Source organism: Prosthecobacter sp., from assembly GCF_049294395.1.
Taxonomy (GTDB): domain Bacteria; phylum Verrucomicrobiota; class Verrucomicrobiia; order Verrucomicrobiales; family Verrucomicrobiaceae; genus Prosthecobacter.
In genome coordinates this window covers 1-21,311 of sequence record NZ_JBAQCR010000151.1, presented here as the reverse complement: position 1 = coordinate 21,311, position 21,311 = coordinate 1, and the positions used below count along the sequence as shown (strand labels likewise).

17 protein-coding genes and 1 other RNA gene are annotated in these 21,311 nt (G+C 60.0%); 11 read left to right on the top strand and 7 right to left on the bottom strand.

Features of this window, described 5'->3' with window-relative positions:
• Positions 1 to 2: 2 nt before the first annotated feature.
• Positions 3 to 935: a thioredoxin-disulfide reductase gene (gene trxB, locus WAW39_RS10200; protein ID WP_422318382.1), complete on the bottom strand. Its 933-nt coding sequence runs from the start codon at positions 933 to 935 to the stop codon at positions 3 to 5.
• Between the two features lie 134 nt (positions 936 to 1,069).
• Here trxB and WAW39_RS10195 point away from each other — a divergent pair, with 134 nt between their 5' ends.
• On the top strand, positions 1,070 to 2,275 hold the full coding sequence (locus WAW39_RS10195) for an MFS transporter (RefSeq protein WP_422318380.1): 1,206 nt from the start codon (positions 1,070 to 1,072) through the stop codon (positions 2,273 to 2,275).
• A 79-nt stretch (positions 2,276 to 2,354) separates the two neighbouring features.
• On the opposite strand, the gene WAW39_RS10190 is transcribed toward WAW39_RS10195, so the two are convergent.
• Positions 2,355 to 4,478 (bottom strand): M3 family metallopeptidase, encoded by a 2,124-nt coding sequence (locus tag WAW39_RS10190; protein ID WP_422318378.1) that lies wholly within the window; start codon positions 4,476 to 4,478, stop codon positions 2,355 to 2,357.
• A gap of 145 nt (positions 4,479 to 4,623) precedes the next feature.
• Here WAW39_RS10190 and gcvT point away from each other — a divergent pair, with 145 nt between their 5' ends.
• From gcvT to WAW39_RS10160, 6 genes are all read left to right on the top strand, one after another.
• The gene (gcvT, locus tag WAW39_RS10185) at positions 4,624 to 5,739 is read left to right on the top strand and encodes a glycine cleavage system aminomethyltransferase GcvT (RefSeq protein ID WP_422318375.1); all 1,116 of its coding nucleotides are present in this window, start codon (positions 4,624 to 4,626) and stop codon (positions 5,737 to 5,739) included.
• A gap of 21 nt (positions 5,740 to 5,760) precedes the next feature.
• Positions 5,761 to 6,141 carry a glycine cleavage system protein GcvH gene (gene gcvH / locus WAW39_RS10180; RefSeq protein ID WP_422318373.1) on the top strand — a complete coding sequence of 127 codons (381 nt, stop codon included), beginning with the start codon at positions 5,761 to 5,763 and terminating at the stop codon, positions 6,139 to 6,141.
• An 85-nt stretch (positions 6,142 to 6,226) separates the two neighbouring features.
• The gene (locus WAW39_RS10175; protein ID WP_422318371.1) at positions 6,227 to 7,051 is read left to right on the top strand and encodes an aspartyl/asparaginyl beta-hydroxylase domain-containing protein; all 825 of its coding nucleotides are present in this window, start codon (positions 6,227 to 6,229) and stop codon (positions 7,049 to 7,051) included.
• Between the two features lie 53 nt (positions 7,052 to 7,104).
• Entirely contained in the window at positions 7,105 to 9,933 is a 2,829-nt protein-coding gene (gene gcvP / locus WAW39_RS10170; RefSeq protein ID WP_422318369.1) for an aminomethyl-transferring glycine dehydrogenase, read from the top strand.
• Positions 9,934 to 9,958: 25 nt separating this feature from the next.
• Complete coding sequence (locus tag WAW39_RS10165; RefSeq protein ID WP_422318367.1) at positions 9,959 to 11,488, top strand: sulfatase; 1,530 nt, start codon at positions 9,959 to 9,961, stop codon at positions 11,486 to 11,488.
• A 46-nt stretch (positions 11,489 to 11,534) separates the two neighbouring features.
• Positions 11,535 to 12,002, top strand: a complete 468-nt coding sequence (locus tag WAW39_RS10160) for a DUF3828 domain-containing protein (RefSeq protein WP_422318365.1) — start codon at positions 11,535 to 11,537, stop codon at positions 12,000 to 12,002.
• Between the two features lie 14 nt (positions 12,003 to 12,016).
• On the opposite strand, the gene WAW39_RS10155 is transcribed toward WAW39_RS10160, so the two are convergent.
• On the bottom strand, positions 12,017 to 12,490 hold the full coding sequence (locus WAW39_RS10155; RefSeq protein ID WP_422318363.1) for a hypothetical protein: 474 nt from the start codon (positions 12,488 to 12,490) through the stop codon (positions 12,017 to 12,019).
• Positions 12,491 to 12,601: 111 nt separating this feature from the next.
• On the opposite strand from WAW39_RS10155, the gene rnpB reads away from it, so the two are divergent.
• An RNA gene (gene rnpB / locus WAW39_RS10150) (RNase P RNA component class A) lies at positions 12,602 to 13,041 on the top strand.
• A gap of 98 nt (positions 13,042 to 13,139) precedes the next feature.
• On the opposite strand, the gene WAW39_RS10145 is transcribed toward rnpB, so the two are convergent.
• The 3 genes from WAW39_RS10145 to WAW39_RS10135 form a co-directional block, all read right to left on the bottom strand.
• Entirely contained in the window at positions 13,140 to 15,860 is a 2,721-nt protein-coding gene (locus tag WAW39_RS10145; protein ID WP_422318361.1) for a beta strand repeat-containing protein, read from the bottom strand.
• A gap of 267 nt (positions 15,861 to 16,127) precedes the next feature.
• Positions 16,128 to 16,910 carry a 3-keto-disaccharide hydrolase gene (locus WAW39_RS10140; protein ID WP_422318359.1) on the bottom strand — a complete coding sequence of 261 codons (783 nt, stop codon included), beginning with the start codon at positions 16,908 to 16,910 and terminating at the stop codon, positions 16,128 to 16,130.
• 71 nt (positions 16,911 to 16,981) lie between these two features.
• A complete protein-coding gene (locus tag WAW39_RS10135) occupies positions 16,982 to 18,304 on the bottom strand; it encodes a hypothetical protein (RefSeq protein WP_422318357.1) in 1,323 nt (440 codons plus the stop codon).
• An 86-nt stretch (positions 18,305 to 18,390) separates the two neighbouring features.
• Between WAW39_RS10135 and tsaA the strand changes: the two genes are divergently transcribed.
• Together tsaA and WAW39_RS10125 are read left to right on the top strand one after the other, a co-directional pair.
• Positions 18,391 to 19,065: a tRNA (N6-threonylcarbamoyladenosine(37)-N6)-methyltransferase TrmO gene (gene tsaA, locus WAW39_RS10130; RefSeq protein WP_422318355.1), complete on the top strand. Its 675-nt coding sequence runs from the start codon at positions 18,391 to 18,393 to the stop codon at positions 19,063 to 19,065.
• 21 nt (positions 19,066 to 19,086) lie between these two features.
• Positions 19,087 to 19,977, top strand: coding sequence for a phosphotransferase (locus WAW39_RS10125; RefSeq protein WP_422318353.1), 891 nt, complete (start codon positions 19,087 to 19,089; stop codon positions 19,975 to 19,977).
• Between the two features lie 6 nt (positions 19,978 to 19,983).
• Here the strand turns inward: WAW39_RS10125 and WAW39_RS10120 are convergent, their stop codons facing one another.
• Entirely contained in the window at positions 19,984 to 20,589 is a 606-nt protein-coding gene (locus WAW39_RS10120; RefSeq protein WP_422318351.1) for a hypothetical protein, read from the bottom strand.
• Between the two features lie 146 nt (positions 20,590 to 20,735).
• On the opposite strand from WAW39_RS10120, the gene WAW39_RS10115 reads away from it, so the two are divergent.
• Positions 20,736 to 21,311, top strand: a 576-nt coding sequence (locus WAW39_RS10115; RefSeq protein WP_422318349.1) for an RNA polymerase sigma factor, incomplete at its 3' end; no start/stop codon positions are given.

Below are 21,311 nucleotides of genomic sequence, written 5' to 3'. Positions count from 1 at the left end.
AATCAATGCACGCCGTGATCGGCGAGGTAGCGTTCCGCTTCGAGGGCGGCGGCACAGCCCTGGCCCGCGGCGGTGATGGCCTGACGATAGACATGGTCGGCCACGTCACCGGCGGCGAAGAGGCCCTCCGTTTTGGTGCGGGTGCCTTCGGTCTGCAGGATGTAGCCGCCTTCGTCGGTGTCGACGAGATCGCCGAGGAACTGGCCGTTCGGGACGTGGCCGATGGCGACGAAGACGCACTTCAGCTCCAGCTCGCTCTTTTCACCCGTAACGAGGTTTTCGAGGGTCACGGCGCGCATTTCGCCCTTCTCGTCGGTCAGGTATTCGCTGACTGTGGAGTTCCAGACCGGTTTGATCTTCGGATTGGCGAGGGCGCGGTCGGCCATGATTTTCGAGGCGCGCAATTCGTCGCGGCGATGAATCAAATAGACGGTGCTGGCGAATTTGGTGAGGAATCCGGCTTCTTCGCAGGCGCTGTCGCCACCGCCGATGACGCAGACGGGGACGTTGCGGTAGAAGGCACCGTCGCAGGTGGCGCAGCTGGTCAAACCACGGCCGATGAGGCCCTTTTCGTTTGGCAGGCCGAGGTGCTTGGGGGAGGCGCCGGTGGCGACGATCACCGTGTGGGTCTCATAGACGGTGCCGCCGTCGGTGTGCACTTCGAAGTGGCCTGCGGCGGTCTTTTTGACGTTGCTGACGAGGGCGTACTCGATGCGTGCGCCGAACTTTTCAGCCTGCGTCTGCATGTTCATCATCAGCTCCGGGCCCATGATGCCGTTCGGGAAGCCGGGGAAATTTTCGACCTCCGTGGTCGTGGTGAGCTGGCCGCCGGGCATGTTGCCAGAGAGGATCAGAGGCTTCAAGTTCGCGCGGCCGGTGTAGATGGCTGCGGTGTATCCGGCGCAGCCGGTGCCGATGATGATGACGTTTTCCATGAGAAAGGGGAGGTTGGGAGGGGAGGTAGAAAGGTCGCGGAAGATGGAAAGGTGAGCCGGGGGTGCAACCAACGCTTTTTACAGACTCGTTGTTGGAGTTTACCGCCTCCCGGCTTATTTCAAAAATAACAACGATGTCCAACCCCGCCCCGGATGCCAAGGCCAGCCGCAAATCGCTGGCGACGCTGTTTTTCTGCACAGCGATGCCCATGGGGATGTGGAGTGTGCCGCTGGCGAACGTCTTCAATGCGCACGGCCGGGGGCATCTGGTGCCCTGGGTGTTTGCCACGACTGCGACCGCCGCGTTCATCTCGCCTTTGTTTGTGGGAGCGCTGGCGGATCAAAAACACTCGCCGGTGCTGCTGCTGCGGTGGCTGACAGCGGCAACGAGCATTGCCCTGCTCCTCACGTGTGGTTCATTGGCCTGGGGCTGGAGTGATGCGGCGGTTTTGATCTGCGCGCAGATCCTGGCTCTTGTGGCTTTGCCAGCCTGGAGCGTGACCAGCAGCATTGTGTTCTCCCAGCTGCACGATGCCAAGGTTCAGTTCGGTCCGCTGCGTGCCTGGGCAACGGGGGGCTGGATGGTCGGCTGCTGGATCGTGAGCTTTGTGCTGCGTGCCGATGCATCGTTGTTGGCAGGAGTCACCGCTGCGGGACTGTGGCTGGTGGTGATGACGCTGACATGGCGGCTGCCGATGATTCCGCCCGGGGAGATCGTGCAGCACCGAACTTGGAAGCAGGTCCTTGGCCTGGATGCGCTGGGGCTGCTTATACACCGGGATCACCGGGTGGTCTTTCTGACGGCGGCGTTGTACTGCATTCCGCTGGCGGCTTTTTATCCCTACACTTCACGTCAGCTGCATGATCTTGGCGTGCAGAACATCTCCGCAGTCATCTCGATTGGTCAGACGACCGAGGTGGTGGTCATGCTGCTGCTGTCGGGATTGCTGACGCGTTTCCGGTTGAAGTGGGTTTTCCTCTCCGGCATTGCGATCTGTGTGGTGCGCTACTCTCTCAATACGTTCAACACGCTGCCGAGTGTGGTGTTTGGCACCTTTCTGCACGGCTTTGCCTATACGCTCTATTTCATCACTACACAGATTTACCTGGAGGAGCGCATTGATCCGAAATGGCGGGTGCGCGCGCAGGCGCTGCTGGCCATGCTGATGAGCGGTGTGGGTAATCTCCTCGGCTACCTCGGCGGTGGCTGGTGGTTTGATGCCTGCACGGTGGGCAAGACCACCGACTGGCCCCGCTTTTGGTGGGGAGAGACGGCGCTGACTGCGGCGGTGTGTGTGTTCTTTGCCGTGGCGTATCGAGGACGGGCGGCGAGGACGTAGAATAGGTCTGGGAAGCGCGTAGTCGTGGATGTTTCCACACGCTCATGGACGGGCGGGCTGTCGCCACGCCCATCCTACTTTATGCCAAACCGGCGCGGACGAGGAGGGCCATGGCGTCGGGGTCGCGGCCCATGAATTTTTGGAAGAGCTTGGCGGGGTCTTCGGAGTTACCTTTGCTGAGGATCGTGTCGCGGAACTCGCGGCCCACGGTGGGATTGAGCACGCCTTCCTGCTGGAAGCGGGTGAAGGCATCGGCATCCAGCACTTCGGCCCACTTGTAGCTGTAGTAGCCGGCGGCATAACCGACGGGGCTGCTGAAGAGATGGCCGAAACGACGTGCCATGGTCGGCTGCTCAGTTTTGAGCTGCATGATGTAGCCTTTGAGAATCGAGCGCGCGAGCTTGTCGAGGTCCACGCCTTCATCGGTCGCGTGGTGCATGTGCAGTTCGAGGTCCAGCTTGCCGAAAGCGAGCTGGCGCATGATGTCGCTGGCGCTGCGGTAGTTCTTGGCGGCGAGCAGCTTTTTGAAGAGGCGCGCAGGGATCGTTTCGCCAGTTTCATGATGGCGGGCGAAGAGATCGAGGCTCTCACGCTCCCAGCAGAAGTTTTCCATGAGCTGCGAGGGCAACTCCACGAAGTCCCAGTAAACACTGACGCCGTTGAGCGAGGGGATCTCCACATTGCCGCAGAGCTGGTGCAGCAGATGTCCGAACTCATGGAAGACGGTGGTGACTTCATCATGCGTGAGCAGCGCAGGCTTGCCATCCACAGGCGGCGTCATGTTGCCGCAGATGAGGCCAAGGTGCAGGCGGCGGTCGCGCTCGCCGCTGGGTGGCACGCCCATTCGGAGATAATTCATCCAGGCACCGCCGCGCTTGGAGTCACGCGGATGCCAGTCGGCGTAGAAAGAGCCGATGTGCACGCCCTTCTCATTGCGCACTTCGTAAAATTTCACCTCGGGGTGCCAGACCTCCACAGGGCCTGCTTTGCCGGGCTGGGAGCTGACATTGGCGGGGGCGTCCTTGCCGGGCTCGACGTACACGACCTCGCGGCTGGTGATGCGAAGGTCGAACACTTTTTCGGCCAGCTGGAACATGCCGTTGAGCACCTTGTCGATGGGGAAGAAGGGGCGCAGCTCTTCTTCATCAAAATCGTACTTCGATTTGCGCTGCCGTTCGCTCCAGAAGGAGACTTCCCAGGGCTCGAACAGATCGACGGCCTGGTGGGCGTTGTCGGCGCGGAATTCCTGCAGCTCGATGGTTTCACGCTGGAAGGCCTCATGCACGCGCTCATAGAGGTCCGTGATAAAACGGAGGGCGCTCTGGCCGTTCTTGGCCATGCGATGGTTCAGCACATGATCGGCGAAGTTTGCCTTGCCCATGATCTGCGCCTTCTCATGGCGCAGGCGCAGGATCTTCCAGACGAGCTCGGTGTTGTCGTGTTCGCCGCCGCAGCCAATGCTGCAGGAGCCTTCCCAGACCTGACGGCGAATGCTTTCGTCTTCGAGGTATTCCATGACAGGAATCATCGAGGGAGCCTTCAGAGTGAAGCGATAGACGGGCTTCTCAGGCGTGCCGAGGTTTTTGGCCAGCGCATCCGCCTTGGCGGCTTCGATGGCGGTCTGTGGCAGGCCTTTGAGACGATCCACGTCCTCGATGAGCAGCTCCCACTTGTTCGTGGAATCGAGCACGTTCTCGGAATACTTCTGCGTGTGCTTGGAGAGCTCGGCTTCGATCTCCTCCATGCGCTTCTTCTTGTCCGGCGGCAGATCGGCACCAGCCTCGATGAAGCCTTCCATGGCCTCCTGCAGGGCGCGTTTGCGCACTGGCGTGAGCTGCTTCGCCTCGTCGGTCTTGCTGTAGGTGACAAAGAGGTCCCAGAGGTGCTCATTGAGGGGGATCTTGGCGAAGAAGGAGCTGACTTCCGACAGCATCTTGTTGTGCGCCTCACGCAGGGCGGGGGAGTTGCACAGCGAATCGAGATGGGTGACCAGGCCCCAGGCTTCATTCAGTTCGCGGGTGCATTCGTCGAGCCCGAGCACGACGGAGTCAAAGTTCATCAGCTTGCCGCGGTCCTGATCGATGACGGCATCCAGATTCGCCTGCGCTTTTTCAAGGGCGGCGCGGATGTCTGCTTCGATGTGTTCGGGGGTCAGGGTGGACCAGCGGATGTGAAAGTCCTGGGTGAGGAAAGGGGCTGCCATGGTTGGGGCTTTTTTTTCGCGGGCGTTTGGGGAGGCGGAGTATGGAGTGGATGCGAGGGCCTGCAAATAAGATTGGCATTCAGAAATTGGCTTAAAATGCCGCGAGAATTGACAAAGCCTCCGTGCTTCACAACATGCGCGCACTGTGTCTGATACCACTCCTCTTCGCCGTACTCCTCTACACGCCGTGCATGTGGAAATGGGGGCTCGCATGGTGCCCTTTGCCGGCTGGGACATGCCGGTGCAGTACACCGGCATCGTCGATGAACACAAAGCCGTGCGCCAGAGCGTCGGCGTTTTTGATATTTCCCACATGGGCCAGTTCATCGTGAGCGGCCCCGGTTCCGAGGCTTTTCTGAACAGGGTGCTGACCAACAACATCACCAAGCTGCAGCCCGGCCAGGGGCAGTACACCCTGCTGCTGAACGGACTCGGCGGCGTGATTGATGACCTGATCGCCTACCGCACCAGCGAGCGTGAATTTTACCTCGTCGTGAATGCTTCGCGCATTGATGCGGACTGGGCGCATCTGGAAACGCAGCTCAACAAGGATGATGAGGTGATGATGGCCAACGCGAGTGATTTTACCGCCGGTCTGGCCATTCAGGGACCCAAGGCGCGTGAAGTGGCGGCAGCGGTCTTTGGCAGTGCCGCATCTTTTCCTGAGCACAACACCATCCTCGTCTCCATGACCAGTGAAGGGCCGATGTGGCTGTGCGGCACTGGCTACACCGGGGAGGAAGGCTTTGAATTTTTCATGCCCATAGAGACGGCGGAGACGTGGTTCCGCAAAATCGTGGATGCCGTGAAGGCTGCTGGTGGCATGCCCTGCGGACTCGGGGCGCGTGACACGCTGCGGCTTGAGATGGGCTATCCGCTCAATGGCAATGATCTTTCGGAAACGCGCACGCCGTTGCAGGCCGGACTCGGCTTCTTTGTGGATCTGGACAAAGGCGACTTCACGGGCCGTGAAGCTCTTGTGGCGCAAAAAGCCGCCGGACTGCCCGACAAGCTGGCCGCCTTCCGCATGACGGGCGCGGCTCCGCCACCACGGCCGCATTATCCGGTGGCATTTGCCGGGGAGATCATCGGCGAGGTGTGCAGCGGCACGCAGTCTCCCAGCCTCGGAGCCGGCATCGGCATGGCCTACGTGCCGCTGAGCGCCGCCACGATCGGCAGCACGCTGGAAATCGAAATCCGCGGGCGGCGTTTCCCGGCGGAAGTGGTGAAGAAGCCGTTTTATCGCAAGCCCTCCCTTTAATATTCCCAAACAGACATCCCCATGAGCAACGTCCCCGAAAACCTCCGCTACCGTGACTCCCACGAATGGATCGATCCCACCCAAAGCCCGTCTCCGGTCGGAATCACGGATCATGCGCAGGCGGAACTGACGGACGTGGTCTTTGTGGACCCTCCCAAGGTGGGCACCCAGGTCACTGCGGGGCAGCAGGTGTGCGTGATCGAATCTGTCAAAGCGGCGAGTGATATTTATGCTCCGGTGTCTGGAGAAATCGTGGCCGTCAATGAGGCGCTGACCGGCGACCCGGGTCTTCTCAATCGTGATCCTTATGCCGGTGGCTGGATTTTCAAAATCCAGTCCTCCAATCTTGCGGAGTTTGAGGCATTGATGGACGCCGCCACCTACGGCAAACACATTGCCTGAAGCCTGTGTGGTTTTGAGCGTTTGACGCGCTATTTTTTGGCTGCAAAAAGTGACGGATTCGTTACTCGTCACGGAGTTTAGTCCCATGCCTCCCGAAGCATCCTCTTCCATCGCCACCGTCCCAGCCGGCTTTCAGCTCAAGCCGATTGACGCTTATCACCGCCGTCATCGCACCTTTCCGGCCAACGGCTGGGTGGAGCGCATCACCAATCGTCTGCAGGACGTCGTCGAGGCGGTCATTGCGCATTGTTCCATTCATGGTGATCCGCCGATCTATGACTCGCGGCACTTCCCTTGGGTCAAGGGTATTGAGGCAGACTGGCAGAAGGTTCGTGCCGAAGTCGACTCAGTGATGAAATACCGCGATGCGATGCCCAGCTTTCAGGACATCGTGAAGGAGGTCGGCATGATCCAGGGCGATGACCAGTGGAAGACGTTCTTTCTCAAAGGGGTCGGCATGGACTGCGAGGAAAACGCCCGCCACTGCCCGGAGACCATGAAAGTGCTGGCCCAGATCCCTGGCTGCACGACCGGCTTCTTCTCCATCCTTTCTCCGAACAAACACATCCCTGAGCACCGGGGCCCCTTCGCGGGTGTGCTGCGCATGCATCTCGGGCTGATGGTGCCGGAGCCGCGCCACCAGTGTCGCATTCGCATCGCCGATCAGGTCTATGCCTGGCAGGAGGGCAGCGCGATCATCTTTGATGACACTTACAATCACGAAGTCTGGAACGACACCGACGGCTATCGCGTGGTGCTGTTCGTGGATTTCGAGCGTCCGCTGCGGGCGCCGTTCAATTTTCTCAATCACTTGATCTTGAATCTGGCCTCGCTGGCACCGTTTTTGCGCGAAGCTAAGGGCAAGCAGAAGGCCTCCGAGAAAAAATTCTGGGCCTTGTTTGGCAAGTGACACAGGCCCTCGGCTAGATACCGTGGCGGCCTCCTCAAACCGCTCCGATTTCGATGCCTACAAACTTTTCCCGCCGTCACATTGGTCCCTCCGCCGCCGAGGCGGAGAGCATGCTGCAAACGCTCGGTTTTAAAACGCTCGATGAGCTCATCGACCAGGTGGTGCCGGAAGGCATTCGCGTGCGCGAGCCGCTCAATCTGGCACCCCCGCTGAGCGAGGAGCAGGCGTTGCGCCGCATGCGGCAGATCATGGGCCTGAACAAGGTCATGCGCTCGTTCATCGGGCTCGGCTTCCATGACACCTTCACACCGCCGGTCATTCAGCGGAACATCCTCGAAAATCCCGGCTGGTACACAGCCTACACGCCTTATCAGGCGGAGATCGCGCAGGGCCGTCTTGAGGCATTGATCAATTTTCAGACGATGATCCGCGACCTCACGGCGCTGGATGTGGCGAACGCCTCGCTGCTCGATGAAGGCACTGCGTGTGCTGAAGCATTGGGCCTTGCGGTGGCGCAGGTGGCTGGCGCATCACGCGTGTTTGTCTCCGACCAATGCCACCCGCACAACATCGAGGTGGTGCGCACGCGCATGGATGCGCTGGGAATCCGCGTGGAGGTGGGGGATGTGCTGAAATGGAAGCATGATGGCACCAAGGGACTGGCCGCCGTCCTCGTGCAATATCCTGACACGCTGGGGGTCATTCATGATTTTGCCGAACTGGCGAACGAGACTCATGAGGCGGGAGCTTTGCTCGTCGTCAGTGCTGATCTGCTTGCGCTCACGGTGCTCAGGCCGCCGGGTGAATTCGGAGCGGACATCTGCGTGGGCAACAGCCAGCGCTTTGGTGTGCCGCTGGGTTTTGGAGGCCCGCATGCTGCCTTCATGGCCGTGCGTGATGCGCTGAAGCGCCGGCTGCCCGGTCGCTTGATCGGTGTTTCCAAGGATGCCTCCGGCAGACCTGCCTATCGGCTCTCTCTGCAAACACGTGAGCAGCACATCCGTCGTGAAAAGGCCACCAGCAACATCTGCACCGCGCAGGTGCTGCTTGCCGTGATGGCGTCCATGTATGCCGTGTATCACGGGCCGCAGGGACTCAAGACCATCGCGCACCGTGTGCATGACGCAGCGGTATGGCTGGCTGGCGAGCTGCTGCGTGCGGGCCTGGATGTGCTGAGCGACGACTTCTTTGACACGCTGAGCGTACGCGTGCCGAACGCCGATGACCTGCTCAAGCGCGCGCTGATCTTCGGCATCAATCTGCGCAAGATCGACGCCACCACGGTGGGAGTCGCTTTGGATGAACGCGTGCGGGAAGAAGAGCTGCTCAACCTGCTTACAGCCTTTGGCATTTCCAAGGCGCAGCAGCCGCCGGTGCTCGATGATGAAAATCCGCTGCACTGCTCCGCGCGGCACCACCGCAAGTCCGCGTTTCTGACGCATCCAGTGTTCAATTCCTACCACTCCGAGACGGAGATGATGCGCTATCTGCACCGTCTGGAGTCGAAGGACATCGCGCTGAACCGCAGCATGATTCCGCTGGGCTCCTGCACGATGAAGCTGAACGCGGCGGCGGAGATGATGCCGCTGAGCTGGCCGGAAGTGAACGGCCTGCACCCCTTCGCGCCGCATGATCAGACCGAGGGCTATCGCTCGATGTTCAGTGACCTCGAAGGCTGGCTGGCTGAATGCACCGGTTTTGATGCGGTGTCGTTGCAGCCGAATGCGGGGTCTCAGGGTGAGTATGCCGGCCTGCTGGCGATCAAACGTTTCCATGCCGCACGCGGCGAGGACCACCGCGATGTCTGCCTCATTCCCACCTCGGCGCACGGCACAAATCCGGCCAGCGCGGTGATGAGCGGATTCAAAGTCGTGCCGGTGACCTGTGACAATCAGGGCAATATTTCGGTCGATGATTTGAAGGCGAAGCTGGAGGCGAACAAAGAGAAGGTGGCCGCGCTGATGGTCACGTATCCTTCGACGCATGGTGTGTTTGAGGAGTCCATCGTCGAAGTCTGCCGACTGGTGCATGACCATGGCGGACAGGTGTACATGGACGGCGCCAACATGAATGCGCAGGTGGGGCTGACTTCGCCGGGGCGCATCGGTGCGGATGTGTGCCATCTGAATCTGCACAAGACTTTCTGCATTCCGCATGGCGGTGGCGGGCCGGGCGTCGGGCCCATCGCGGTGGCCGCGCATCTGCGTGCGCATCTGCCGGGGCACCACACATGGCAGACGGACCGCCGTGAAGGCGCGGTTTGCTCCGCTCCCTGGGGCAGCGCCAGCATCTGCACGATCTCCTGGATGTATATCGCCATGATGGGGCCGCGTCTTGTTGATGCGACCAAGTACGCCATCCTCAATGCGAACTATGTCGCCAGAAAGTTGGAGGCGAATTTCCCTACGCTTTACAAGGGCTCCAAGGGCTTCGTCGCGCACGAGTGCATTCTCGACTTCAGCCATTTCCACAAGGTCACCGTGGAAGACGTGGCGAAGCGGCTGATGGATTTTGGTTATCATGCGCCGACGATGAGCTGGCCTGTTTCCGGCACGCTCATGATCGAACCCACGGAGAGCGAGAGCCAGGCCGAGATCGACCGCTTCTGTGAGGCCATGCAGTGCATCCACGCGGAGATGATCGGTGTCGAAAGCAGCACGTATCATCCCACGGACAACACGCTCAAGCAGGCCCCGCACACCGCCGCCGCCGTCACTAAGAGCGACTGGCCGCACGCCTACACGCGTGAAGCCGCCGCCTTCCCGCTGCCGTGGGTGCAGGAGTCCAAGTACTGGCCGCCGGTCTCGCGCATCGACAACGTGTATGGCGACCGCCACCTCGTCTGCACCTGTGTGAGCGTGGAAGAAGCGGCTGCAAGTTGAGGACTTCTCATGCGTTTCACGGCGCATGAAATTCCATCTGGCCGTCCTAGCTGCTCTCGCCTTCGCTGCCGGCATCCGTGCTGCGGATGTGCCGCGTCCGAACATCCTTTTCATCATCTTTGATGACTGGGGCTGGCAGCATGCGGGTGCGTATGGCTGTGACTGGGTCAAGACGCCGAACTTTGACCGTGTGGCGAAGGAAGGGGTGCTGTTTAAGAACGCCTTCACCTCCAATCCGAAGTGCAGTCCATGCCGCGCCACCATCCTCACGGGGCGCAACTCCTGGCAGCTTGAGGAGGCGGTTTGCCATGGGGGCATCTTCCCGCCGAAGTTTGCCGTGTATCCCGACCTGTTGGAAAAAGGCGGCTACACCGTGGGCCTCACTGGCAAGGGTTGGGGGCCGGGCGAGTTCAAACTGGAAGGCCGCACGCGCAATCCTGCCGGGCCGGCGTTTGATGAATTCAAACAAGAAGTACCAGCGAAGGGCATCACGACCACGGACTACCCTCGCAACTTCGAAGCCTTTCTGGCGCAGCGCGAAAAGGCGCAGCCCTTCTGTTTCTGGATGGGATTCAAGGAGCCGCACCGCTCTTATGAGCTCGATTCCGGTGTGCGTCTGGGCAAGAAACTCGAGGACGTGAAGGTGCCCGGCTACCTGCCGGACAACGCCACGGTGCGAGGTGATCTGGCGGACTACGCAATCGAGGTGGAATGGGGCGACAAGCAGATCGGGCAGACGCTCGACCTTCTGGAGAAGTCCGGCCTGCTGGAGGACACGCTGGTCATTGTGACTTCGGATCATGGCATGCCGTTTCCACGGGTGAAGGGGCAGATTTATGAGGACGGCTATCACCTGCCGCTTGCCATGCGTTGGGGGAAGGGGATCAAGCCGGGGCGTGTCGTTGAAGATTTTATCAACGTGCGCGATCTTGCGCCGACCTATCTCGAACTGGCCGGACTGCCGAAGCATGAGCAGATGAGCGGCAGCAGTTTGGTAAAGATTTTGAGCAGTGACAAAAGCGGCTTCGTGGAAGATCGCAAAGTCATGCTGGCTGGCAAGGAGCGTCACGATCTGGGGCGTCCGAACGACTGGGGTTATCCCGTGCGCGCCATCCGCACGCCCGAGTTTTTCTACAGCCACAACTACCACCCGGAGCGCTGGCCCGCCTGCAATCCGGAAACCGGCTACGGCAACTGCGATGATGGGCCCACGAAATCATGGATCGTGGAGAACAAGGAGCTCTTCTATGATCTCGCGTTTAACTACCGCCCGGAGGAGGAGCTCTATAACATCGCCCAGGATCCCGAGTGTCTGAAAAACCTGGCCAACGTGCCCGAGTTTGCCGTGAAGAAACAAGAGCTGCGCGCGAAGCTGGAGACCATGCTCAAAGAGGAAAAAGACCCGCGCGTGCTGGGTAATGGAGCGATCTTTGACACCTATCAGTATGTGGGAAATCACAGCAAAAAAGGCTACGCGGAGTGGGAGGCCCGCCAGCGCGGTGTGCCTCTGCCGGATGCGCCCAAAAAGAAGGGCAAGAAGGACGCGGACGAGTGAGGCACGATGAACTCGACTTTGGCGCGTTTGCGGCGATAACAGCCGCATGCGCCTCCTGACTTTGTTTTTGCTGTTTGTTTCCTGCGGTCTGACTCTTCACGCTGCTGACAAGGCTGCCACGCCAGATGCGCTGGTCGCGGAGCTCTACAAGTCGGAGAAGAAAAAAGCGTCACCCTTTTTCCAAGACAATGACCGGGCGCTGGTGGACCACTACTTCACGAAGGAGCTTGGAGATCTCCTCTGGAAGGACTCCATCGACTCCAAAGGCGAAGTCGGCGCGCTCGATGGCGACCCGCTCTACGACGCCCAGGACATGGAGATCAAAAATTTCGTGATCCACCCGGCGAAGACGGAAGAGGGCAAGGCCACCGTCCTGGTGACCTTTGTGAACTTTGAAGAGAAGAAGCGCATCACCTTCCACTGCGTGCAGCAGGGCGGCGCATGGAAGATCAGCGACATCCAGTACGCAGACTATGCGCTGCTGAAGCTGCTCAAGGACAGCGTTGCGAAGTAAGGATCGCTGCCAGCTTATTTGGCGTCGCCTTCTTTTGGTGCTTCCGGCGGACGGCGGAACTTGCTGCCACTTTCCGTGCTGGGGCCAGCAGCACCGGGGAACCCGCCTGATTTGCCCTTGCGCTCCTGCATGGCTTTCATGGCGGCAGCTTTTTCGTCGGGATCGAGGACGCCGTTCTTGTTGGCGTCAAATTTTTGCAGAAGCATCGCCTGCATCGGGCCACCGCCTTTCGTGGGTTCGCCGGGGGAGCCGCCTTTGGGGCCGCCGCCACGGCGTTCCTGCATGGCTTTCATGGCGGCAGCTTTTTCATCGGGATCGAGCGTGCCGTTTTTATTGGCGTCAAACTTCTGCAGCAGCATCTCCTTGATCTTCTTGCGGCCCGGGCCGCCGGTGCCTGCGGCATCGGGGCGTTGTTTCGGGGCGTCTTCGGCATGGGTCAGAGAGAAGCTGATTGTGAGGGCGAGCAGAAAAGAAGGCAGGAGTTTCATGGCGCGGTGGTGGGTGCATGCGGTTCAACACCGGAGCCGGGGAATAAGTTTCACGGCATCTTTCCACGTACACCCGGCTTGCCCTTTCCGCTGAAGCCCTTACTCTCACGGCGGGTCGGTCGGAGTGATCGCTGGTATTTTTGCTGCAAGGCGGAGATGCCAGAGGAAAGTCCGGACACCACAGGGCAGCATGCCACGTGAAAGCGTGGGGGCTGCGGTGCAAGCCGCAGTCACAGACAGTATCACAGAAAACAAACCGCCCTCCGTAACTCGCAAGAGCGAAAGGGGGTAAGGGTGAAACGGCGGGGTAAGAGCCCACCGCCCCAACCGCGAGGAAGGGGGCACGACAAACCTCATGCGGTGCAAGACAGAACAGGAGAAAGGCCCGCCTGGCCGCAAGTCCCGCAAGGGATGGATAACTCCGGGTAATAGTCGCTCCACTGCGCAAGCGGGGGCAGGCTGAGTGATCAGCCTGACAGATAAATGATCACAGCCAGGTGTCGAAGGGCATCGGGGACACAGAATCCGGCTTATGAGGGCCGATCCACAATGAAGGCGTCGGGAGAAATCCCGGCGCCTTCGCCTTTGGTGACACAGGAGCGCGGTGCTGCACAGGCGGTTTCAAAACCTGTCAGATTGCTGGCTTCCATCATCGAGCCCTGCGGCGGCGCAGCGATGCGAGGCCGAGCCCGATGAGAAGGAGGAGCGCGCGGGAGGGTTCCGGCACGACGACGAGGATGCCGCTGGAGGCAAAGAAACTCATGTCCCAAACGAGGCCGCTGGCGGAGATGTCCGGCAGGTCGAGGTCGAATGCGCCATCCCCCGCACCAGTGCGGTAATTGGTGCCAAGATTCGAGGAAGCGTTGAAGGTGGTCTGCCAGTCCACCAAGTTGAAGATTTGCCCGTAGGTCGGAGTGATGCCATTGGCCAGGACGGTGATGGCGGCACCCACGGCCTGAGTGATGCTGCCGGAAGAAATCAGTCGGTCGTGGTCGCCGGTGGAGGCGGTGGCGAAGCCTTGAATGTACGTGTTGTAGCCGACGGTGCCGACGTCATTGCCGTCAAAGCTGTTGGTGCTGGTGAAGGTGGGCGTGTCCAGATCAAACACGGTGGTGGAACCGGAGGCGAGAGTGAGATTTCCAGTCACCGTCAGAGTCTGGGTGACATCGCCGCCGGTGGTGCCCATGGAGAGTGTGGCACCGCTGTTGATCGTGGTGGCTCCGGAAACGGTGCCGCCGCCTTGCAGGGTCTGGCCGGACTTCACGGCATAGCCGCCGCTGACACTGGCCACATCAAATGTGGCACCGCTGGCGACGGTGATGGTGGGAGAGGCATCAATGGAACCTGTGCTGCCAAGGCGCAGCGTCCCCGCCTGCACCACGGTGGCACCGGTGTAGGTGTTCACCGCCGTGAACACCAGGGTGCCAGCACCGGTCTTGGTGACGCCGCCAGCCGTGGGCGTGGAATCGTCATTCGTGACGGTGACCGTGGTGCTGACCACTGCGGCGTTGCTGGTGGTGGTGCCGCTGGTGATGTTGAACTCGCGCTGGCCCCCATCAAGATTCACCTGCGCCACGCCGATGGTGCCACCGCCCGCGTTGATGTTGTTCGTGCCGCTGGCGGTGAGCGTGCCGTCGAGCACCAGTTCACTGCCTTTGGCCGAGGCTGTGGTGCCTTTGGCAAGACTGATGGTCTGGCCGGTCAGGCTGATGCCACCGTTGCCGGCCAAACCTGCGGTGTAGCGGTTCATGCTGGTGGTGCTGTTGCCATTCAGCGCGATGGCATTCCCGGTAAAGGTGCTGGCAAACTCCGTGTTGTAAACGGTCCAGCGACCGCCGCTGTTGAGATTGATGGTGCCACCGGCGGTGGCACGAAGCGTTCCGGTGATGGTGACGATGGAGCCGTTTCCTTGATCCGGATTCACATTGCTGCCAGCGGCAATCTGATAGAGGTTGGCAAAGGTCTCAGTACGGTTGTTGAAGTTGATGGTGCCACCATTGAGCGTGATGGAGGTGGTGTCTGCGAGCTGGTCATTGAGCGTGGTGTAAGCAAGCTTGCCGCCGGAGTTGATCTGGATGTCGCCGGCGATCGCATTGACGCCTGCATTTTTGCCGACTTGAAGAATGCCGGCCGAGATGGTGGTGAGGCCGGTGTAGGTGTTGGCGTCTTCGCCGGAAAAAAGCAGCGTGCCGCCCCCGGTCTTGGTCAGCCCGGCAGAGCCGGTGCCGACAATGGCAATACCGACGTTGGTGACATCCGTGCTCAATATCGTGGTGACATTCCAGGTGCGCGTGGCGCTGCCGAGATCCACCTGCGCCACACCGACATTGGTGCCATTTTTATTGAAGGTGTTCACACCTGTGGCGGTGACGTTGCCGTTGAGGACGATCTTGCTGCCCTTCGCGGTGGAGTTTCCTGCGTTGCCCGTGTTGAGGCTGATCGTTCGACTCGTTATCGAAAGTCCGCCAGTGCCGACCACGAACTGGGAGATGACGGTGCTGTTGTTGCCAGTCATAGAAAGGGCGGTGCCGCTGCCGGTGAAAACGACTGTATTTGCAGACCAGTTGGCGCCGCTGTTCAGCCCCAGATTGGTGTTGCTGGTGACGGTGAGAGTGTCGGTGATGGTAAAGGTGCCGCCATTGGAGCCGGTGCCGCCATTGGTGGTGCCACCATTGAGCGTGAGATTGCGAATGGTCTCCGTTTGTCCGCCAATCCAAAGCGTGCCGGTGTTCAATGTCACGCTGGCGGTGTCAGCCATCTGATTGGCCGCAGTCCATTGGAGCGTGCCACCGTCGATGATGACATCTCCATTGATGGCTGCCAGGCCGGCTGTTTTTGACATTTTCAGGGTGCCTGCGGAAACGGTGGTGCTGCCGGTGTATTCATTGGCCACGGTGCCCCCCAGCACCAGAATGCCGGCGCCGGTTTTGGTAAGTCCCTGAGTCCCGGCGACGACTGCGTTGATGGTGGCGGCGCTCGCTGAATCAAGGTTGACCTGAATGACAGGCGTGTGATCGCCGGTGAGCGTCAGCTTGTTGGTCGCCGTACCTGTGATCGTGTAAGTGCCGGTGCCTGCGGGATTGAACGTGAGGTCATTGGCGGAAATGGGCGATGTGAGCGTGATGGTGCCCGCCGCGCCGCTGGCATTGCCAAAAATGGCGCTGTCCGGTGTGGTGCTGCTCCAGATCTGGTAGCTTGAACCATCGTGCCACCGGTTGGTGTCCGAGTTGTTCCAGTTTCCCCCGCCGTCCTGAAGGCCTGTGGTGCTGGTGTTTCCATCCCAGATCAAAGTGCTGGCAGCGGTCTGCGATACGAAGGCAAAGAGAATGAGGGCCGGAATGATTCTCCAGGAAGTCAGAACACAAAACATGGGTCAAAAAAGGGGGGACTTTAATGACACACAACAGCTGCATAGCGATGAGAAACGGGCTTATTCCGAATCAAAAAAATCAAAAACGCATCAGTTAAAGTTCCCAGTTAACGGAATGTAGCGCCATGCACCACAAGTGAGGGGAGCCAAAGAAACCCGACACGCAGTGACCGCTTTCAAAGGCATACCCTGTGCGAGACTGGCGCGCCGTGGGGCACTTCAATCCGAGGTGTCTGGAGCTGGAAACGTGTGGAAGTGAGCAACTGATTACTTCGCAGCTTTTTTCGGCTTGCCACCCTGAGGCACAACCTTCACGGCGTCTGCGGGGATGATCGCTTCGGCAGCGGTCCGAATGGGCAGATCGGCGGGGAGATGCTTCACGAAGAAGTCTTTGTACTGGATCTTCATGGCGGGGCCGACGTGGACCTGCACGGCGATGACGCCTTCGAGAGCGCGGCCTTTTTCGTCGAGGTCGATGACGTCCACGGTTTGCACGCCGTCGATCCAGTGTTGGTGGTGATTGCCTTCAACGAGGATGCGGTAGTCGTGCCATTGGTCGGCGGGGAAGTTCTGGATGGGCAGCTTGCCGACGACCCAGGGCTGGCCCTGGGGATCGATGATGACCTTCTCGCCGGTGTGAGCAAGAATGCGGCGTCCGCGCTCTTCGTAGAGCATGCCGTTGTAGTCGTCCTTCGCCGGGACAACATCGCACTGATAACCCGTGACGACCCACTCGCCGAGGTCGGGGCGCTCCTGGCCGCGATATTGCAGGCCGCTGTTGCCGCCGGGGGTGACTTTCACCTTCACGCGCAGCTCGAAGTTTTTCACCTTGCCGTCTTTCCAGGTGATGAATCGGTTGTAGTCCAGCTTGCCATCGGCGACGCCGGTGAGGCAGCCGTCTTCGACGGACCAGTATTTGTCGCTGCCGCTCCAGCCGCTGAGGTCTTTGCCATTGAAGATGGGGGTGAAACCTTCCGGTGCCGCCTGGTCTTTGGCAGCAATGGGAAGTGCGATGGCGAGTGACAGTGCGCAGATGGTTGAGCGGAGCATGGTAATGGAGAGGTGTGCGACTAAACGAAGAAAGACGCCGACTCTTGTGAACTGTTTCACCCATATGCAACTCACTCCGGCTTGGCCGAGAGCTGAATGCTGCGCACCTTCATCCATGCGCCAGCTTCGGCGCTGCCCACGGGATCGATCCGCAGGCGCAGCATGCCGCCGCGATAGCTAGGGATGGAGGACAGCGGAATGACATGGCGGTGAAATTCATCGTCAGCGGTGATGGGAAAGGAGATCTTGTTTTCTGATGAGTAGCCCTGTGTCCCATGCTGTTGCCACATCACGATGCCCTGTTTCTGCTTGGTATGAAAGGCGGCATCAATGATGAGATACGGTGCATCTGCTGCCTGCCAGAAAGTCTGCGGGCTGATGATCTGCGGATCGTCCTGCTCAAGCTGTAGGTGCAGGTGGTCTTTCACCGGCCAGCCGGTGTCCCGGGCGTTTTGGTAGTGCCAGCCCTGGCGATCCTGCGTGAAACTCCAGGAGGGTTTTCTCTGCGGGCGGTGTATGTCTGCGCGTGCGCGGATCTCCTGCATGGTGCCCAGCACTAGCTCGTAGCGGAATTCATAGACGATGTTGTGATCGAGAATTTCCAGTGCCTGACCCGCGAGATAGCCGGTGCTGTTGCCATGGGTGTCATTGGGGCCTGGCTTGCCGGCAAAGCCGCCGGTGAAGTGCACTCGCCCCGGAGTGATGAGTCCGAGGCCGTAGTCTTTCTCATCCAGCAGCGCCGCCCAGCCCTCGGTGCCGGTCCAGAAAGACCACGGATGTTTGCCCTGAGGTGCGGGCGCTGCGGACACGGCATCTTGGGTGAAGGGCTTGTCATTCATGTAGCTGACCACACGAGGAAATGCAGCATTGGCATAGACGGCGGGAAGCTCCTGCAAACGTGCAGGGTACTGCGTGATGTCGCTGCGCGTGTTGGTGAGCCGCGCCCGTGCCTTCACCACCGCGCCGTCGAGTTCCAGCCAGGAGTCGAAGGTGCATTCTCCCGGCACGTTGTTGAGGGGCCATTGCAGCGGCACGCAGGTGAGGTGGATCTGCTTGCCGTCGTTTTTGTGCGTCACAATGCGGCTGGCATTTTTGAAATCGTCACCTGTCTGAATCGGGTTCCAGCCGATGTGCCGCCAGTGCTCCGCGGGCTTCTGCCCATCCGCTTCAAAGGGCACAGGGCCGGAGTAAAATGAAAGCTGCACCTGCCGCCCCAGATCGAAGTTGTTGATCACATTCGCACCGTCCTTCACGCTGGCCAGAAAGGTGATGGCACCGCCATGATCAAGATCCACGCCCAGCTTGATGCGGTCGTTCTCCAGCCAGCTCATGCGTTCGGCATGGAGGGGGGGCGATAGGAGCAGAATGGAGAGCAGCAGGCGGGCGGGGGGCATGTGTGATGAAGATGAGGTGGGCGTCCGATTCGGCAAGTGATGAAGAAAATGGATGCGAACAAGTAAGTGCGCGCTCACTTCGTCTCATGATTTCATTGAACATCATCGCCACCCTGCGCACGTGCTACACCGACAAGTTCGGTGTGCCACGGCAGTCCGGGCTGGTCCCCAGTGCCTGGGGCGTGGTGGAGTTTGAGCCTGCGTACCGGCGCATGGAGGCGGTGCGTGGCATTGAGCAGTTCAGCCACCTGTGGCTCATCACGCAGTTTCATCTGGTCATCGAAGAGCCCACAGCCCTCACGGTGCGCCCGCCACGGCTCGGGGGCAATGAACGGCGCGGGGTGTTTGCCACGCGCTCGCCCTTTCGGCCAAACCGGCTGACACTCAGCGTGGTGAAGCTGGATCGCGTGGAACTCGAAGGCGATGCCGCGCCGCGCCTGTTTGTTTCAGGCGTCGATCTCGTCGATGGTACGCCCATTCTCGACATCAAACCCTATGTCCGCTTTGCCGATTCGCTGCCTGATGCGCGCAGCGGTTTCGCGGATGAAGCACCGCAGCGGCTGCCGGTGCGCTGGGACTGTGACAGCGCCGTGCCCGATGACGTGCGTGTGATCATTGACCAATCGCTCGCCCTGCAGCCACAGCCCGCTTACCACGACGATGAAGCTCGGGAATATGCCACGGAGATTGCTGGCTGGCGCGTGCGCTGGGCAGCGACGCTCGCAGGGGCGTGCGTGAAATCGTGCGAGTGGGTGGGGTGAGTCTTAGCGCTTTAATAATTCATGACCGACACCGATCTTCCCATCCGCGCCGCCACGGAAACAGCCATTGCCCATGGCATCACGCCGGACCGCTGCGACATTCTTCAAAACGGCAGCACGCTGGTGCTGCGTCTCACGGAAACGCTGGTGGCACGCGTGGTGCAGGATGTGGACGGGCCACGGAAGGGCACGGAGTGGTTTGCGCGGGAGAATGCCATCGCCCACCATTTGACGGAGAGCGGCGCACCGGTGATCCCGCTGCACCCCGATCTTCCGCCGGGGCCCCATGAGCATCTGGGCTATCCGATGAATTTTTGGCAGTTTGTCACTCGCGTGGATACCGAGCCTGATGCTAGTGAAATCGGGCACACGCTGTGCCAATGCCACGACATCATGCGCCGTTTTGAGGAGCCACTTCCCAAGCTGGCGATCCTCACGGAAAGCCTCGAGATTTTGCAAAACCGTGAACTGTTTCCTTCAGACACGCAGCAGATGCTGAGGGATCACCTCACGCGCTCCATCAAGGTGCTCAACCGCTATCCGCATCAGGCTCTGCATGGAGATGCCCACATGGGCAACCTCATAAACACCACGCGCGGACTGCTATGGACCGATTGGGAAGACACCTTCGCTGGGCCCATCGAATGGGATGTGGCCTCCATCATCTGGAATGCGCAGATTCTTGATGAAGACCACGCCACTGTGCAGGCGATCTGTGATGCGTATTGCGAGGCAGGAGGGAGCATTGACGCCTGCGCCTTGCAGCAAAGTCTCATCGGCCGCGCGGCTGTGATGACCGCCTGGTATCCGATCCTCTACCCGAATCCAAACGAGGAGCGTCAGTCGCGGCTTCAGCGACGCATCGACTGGCTCCAGACATTCACGGATGGAGCCCGCATGGCCGTGGCTTGAACTGCTTCAGCGCTGTTCCCACTTCTGCTTTTCCACTTTCAGATCGATTTCCCAGCGACCCGTTGCGGCGTTTTTCTTCATGTCATGCTGGAGAACATTCGCTCCCGTGCCGGTCAGTTGCATGCCTTTGGGATCGTCAGGAAAGGACCAGCTATGCGTTTTATCATTGAACTTGAGCATCTGGTCAAAGCGACCGTTGGAACCTGCTACGTAGGCAGCCTGGCCCATCAATGGGCCGGCCTTGATGAGGTCCAGTTCAATCCAATACAAGGCCCGGCGCCCCAGCAATTCCATCTCGATGCCGACCTCAATCAATTGCGCTGCCGAACGGAAGAAGGCGGAGCCGGTTTGGATCTTCCGCTCCTTGATGGGAGCATCGATGGTGTAGCTCACGCGGCCCTCACCGTCGGTGGTGAGGGTTTTTCCCGCACTCGGAGCGCGTGAATCTTTCTCGCTGCCAATGACCATGCGCACGGTCATGCCAGAAATCGCACGGCCATCCTCATGCACAAATTGAGCTTTCACCTGAATCGGTTCAGCCGAAGTCTGCTGGAGCGCTCCGAAAAGGCAGGTGAGCAGCCCGGTTAAGAAAGAAGAGCTGGAGAGTTTCATGGGGGAGATTTTTGCCACGGCCTGCTGGATATGATAGCGCAAGTTTCGGTCTTGAGTGGTTGGTGGCTGCGTTGTGTTTGACGTTTCGCGGGAAAGAACACATTTTTTTGTCACCGCGCATGCGGCGGCGACCACTGGAGGATGACATGAATACTGCAACACTCATCCCTGGAACTACAGACGACACCCAACTCGTGGAACTCAGCCTGCTGGGCGACGCACAGGCCTTCGGCCGCATCGTGGAGCGACATCAGTCGCTCGTCTGCGGGCTGGCCTACAGCGCCTGCGGCAATGTGCATGTGAGCGAAGACCTGGCCCAGGAAACCTTCATCACTGCGTGGCAGCAGTTGCGCAATCTGCGTGAGAAGGGCAATCTTCGCGGCTGGCTCTGCGGCATTACGCGGCATGTGATCCATAATTTCCTGCGCCGTCAGCAGCGCACTCCCACCGCGATGGCGACTGAGCTAGATGAGGTGATGCATCCGGCATCAGGCGAACTTTCGCCCGATGAGTGCGCGATCAATGAACAGGAAACGGCGATGCTTTGGAGCGCGCTGCAGACCCTGCCATCGAATTATCGAGAACCCATGGTGCTGTATTATCGTCAGCAGGAATCCGTGGGCGCGGTGGCGGAGTCTCTGGGGCTGTCTGAAGACGCGGTGAAGCAGCGTCTGGCGCGTGGCCGTGCGATGCTGGCGGAGCACGTGGAGCACGTGGAGCGC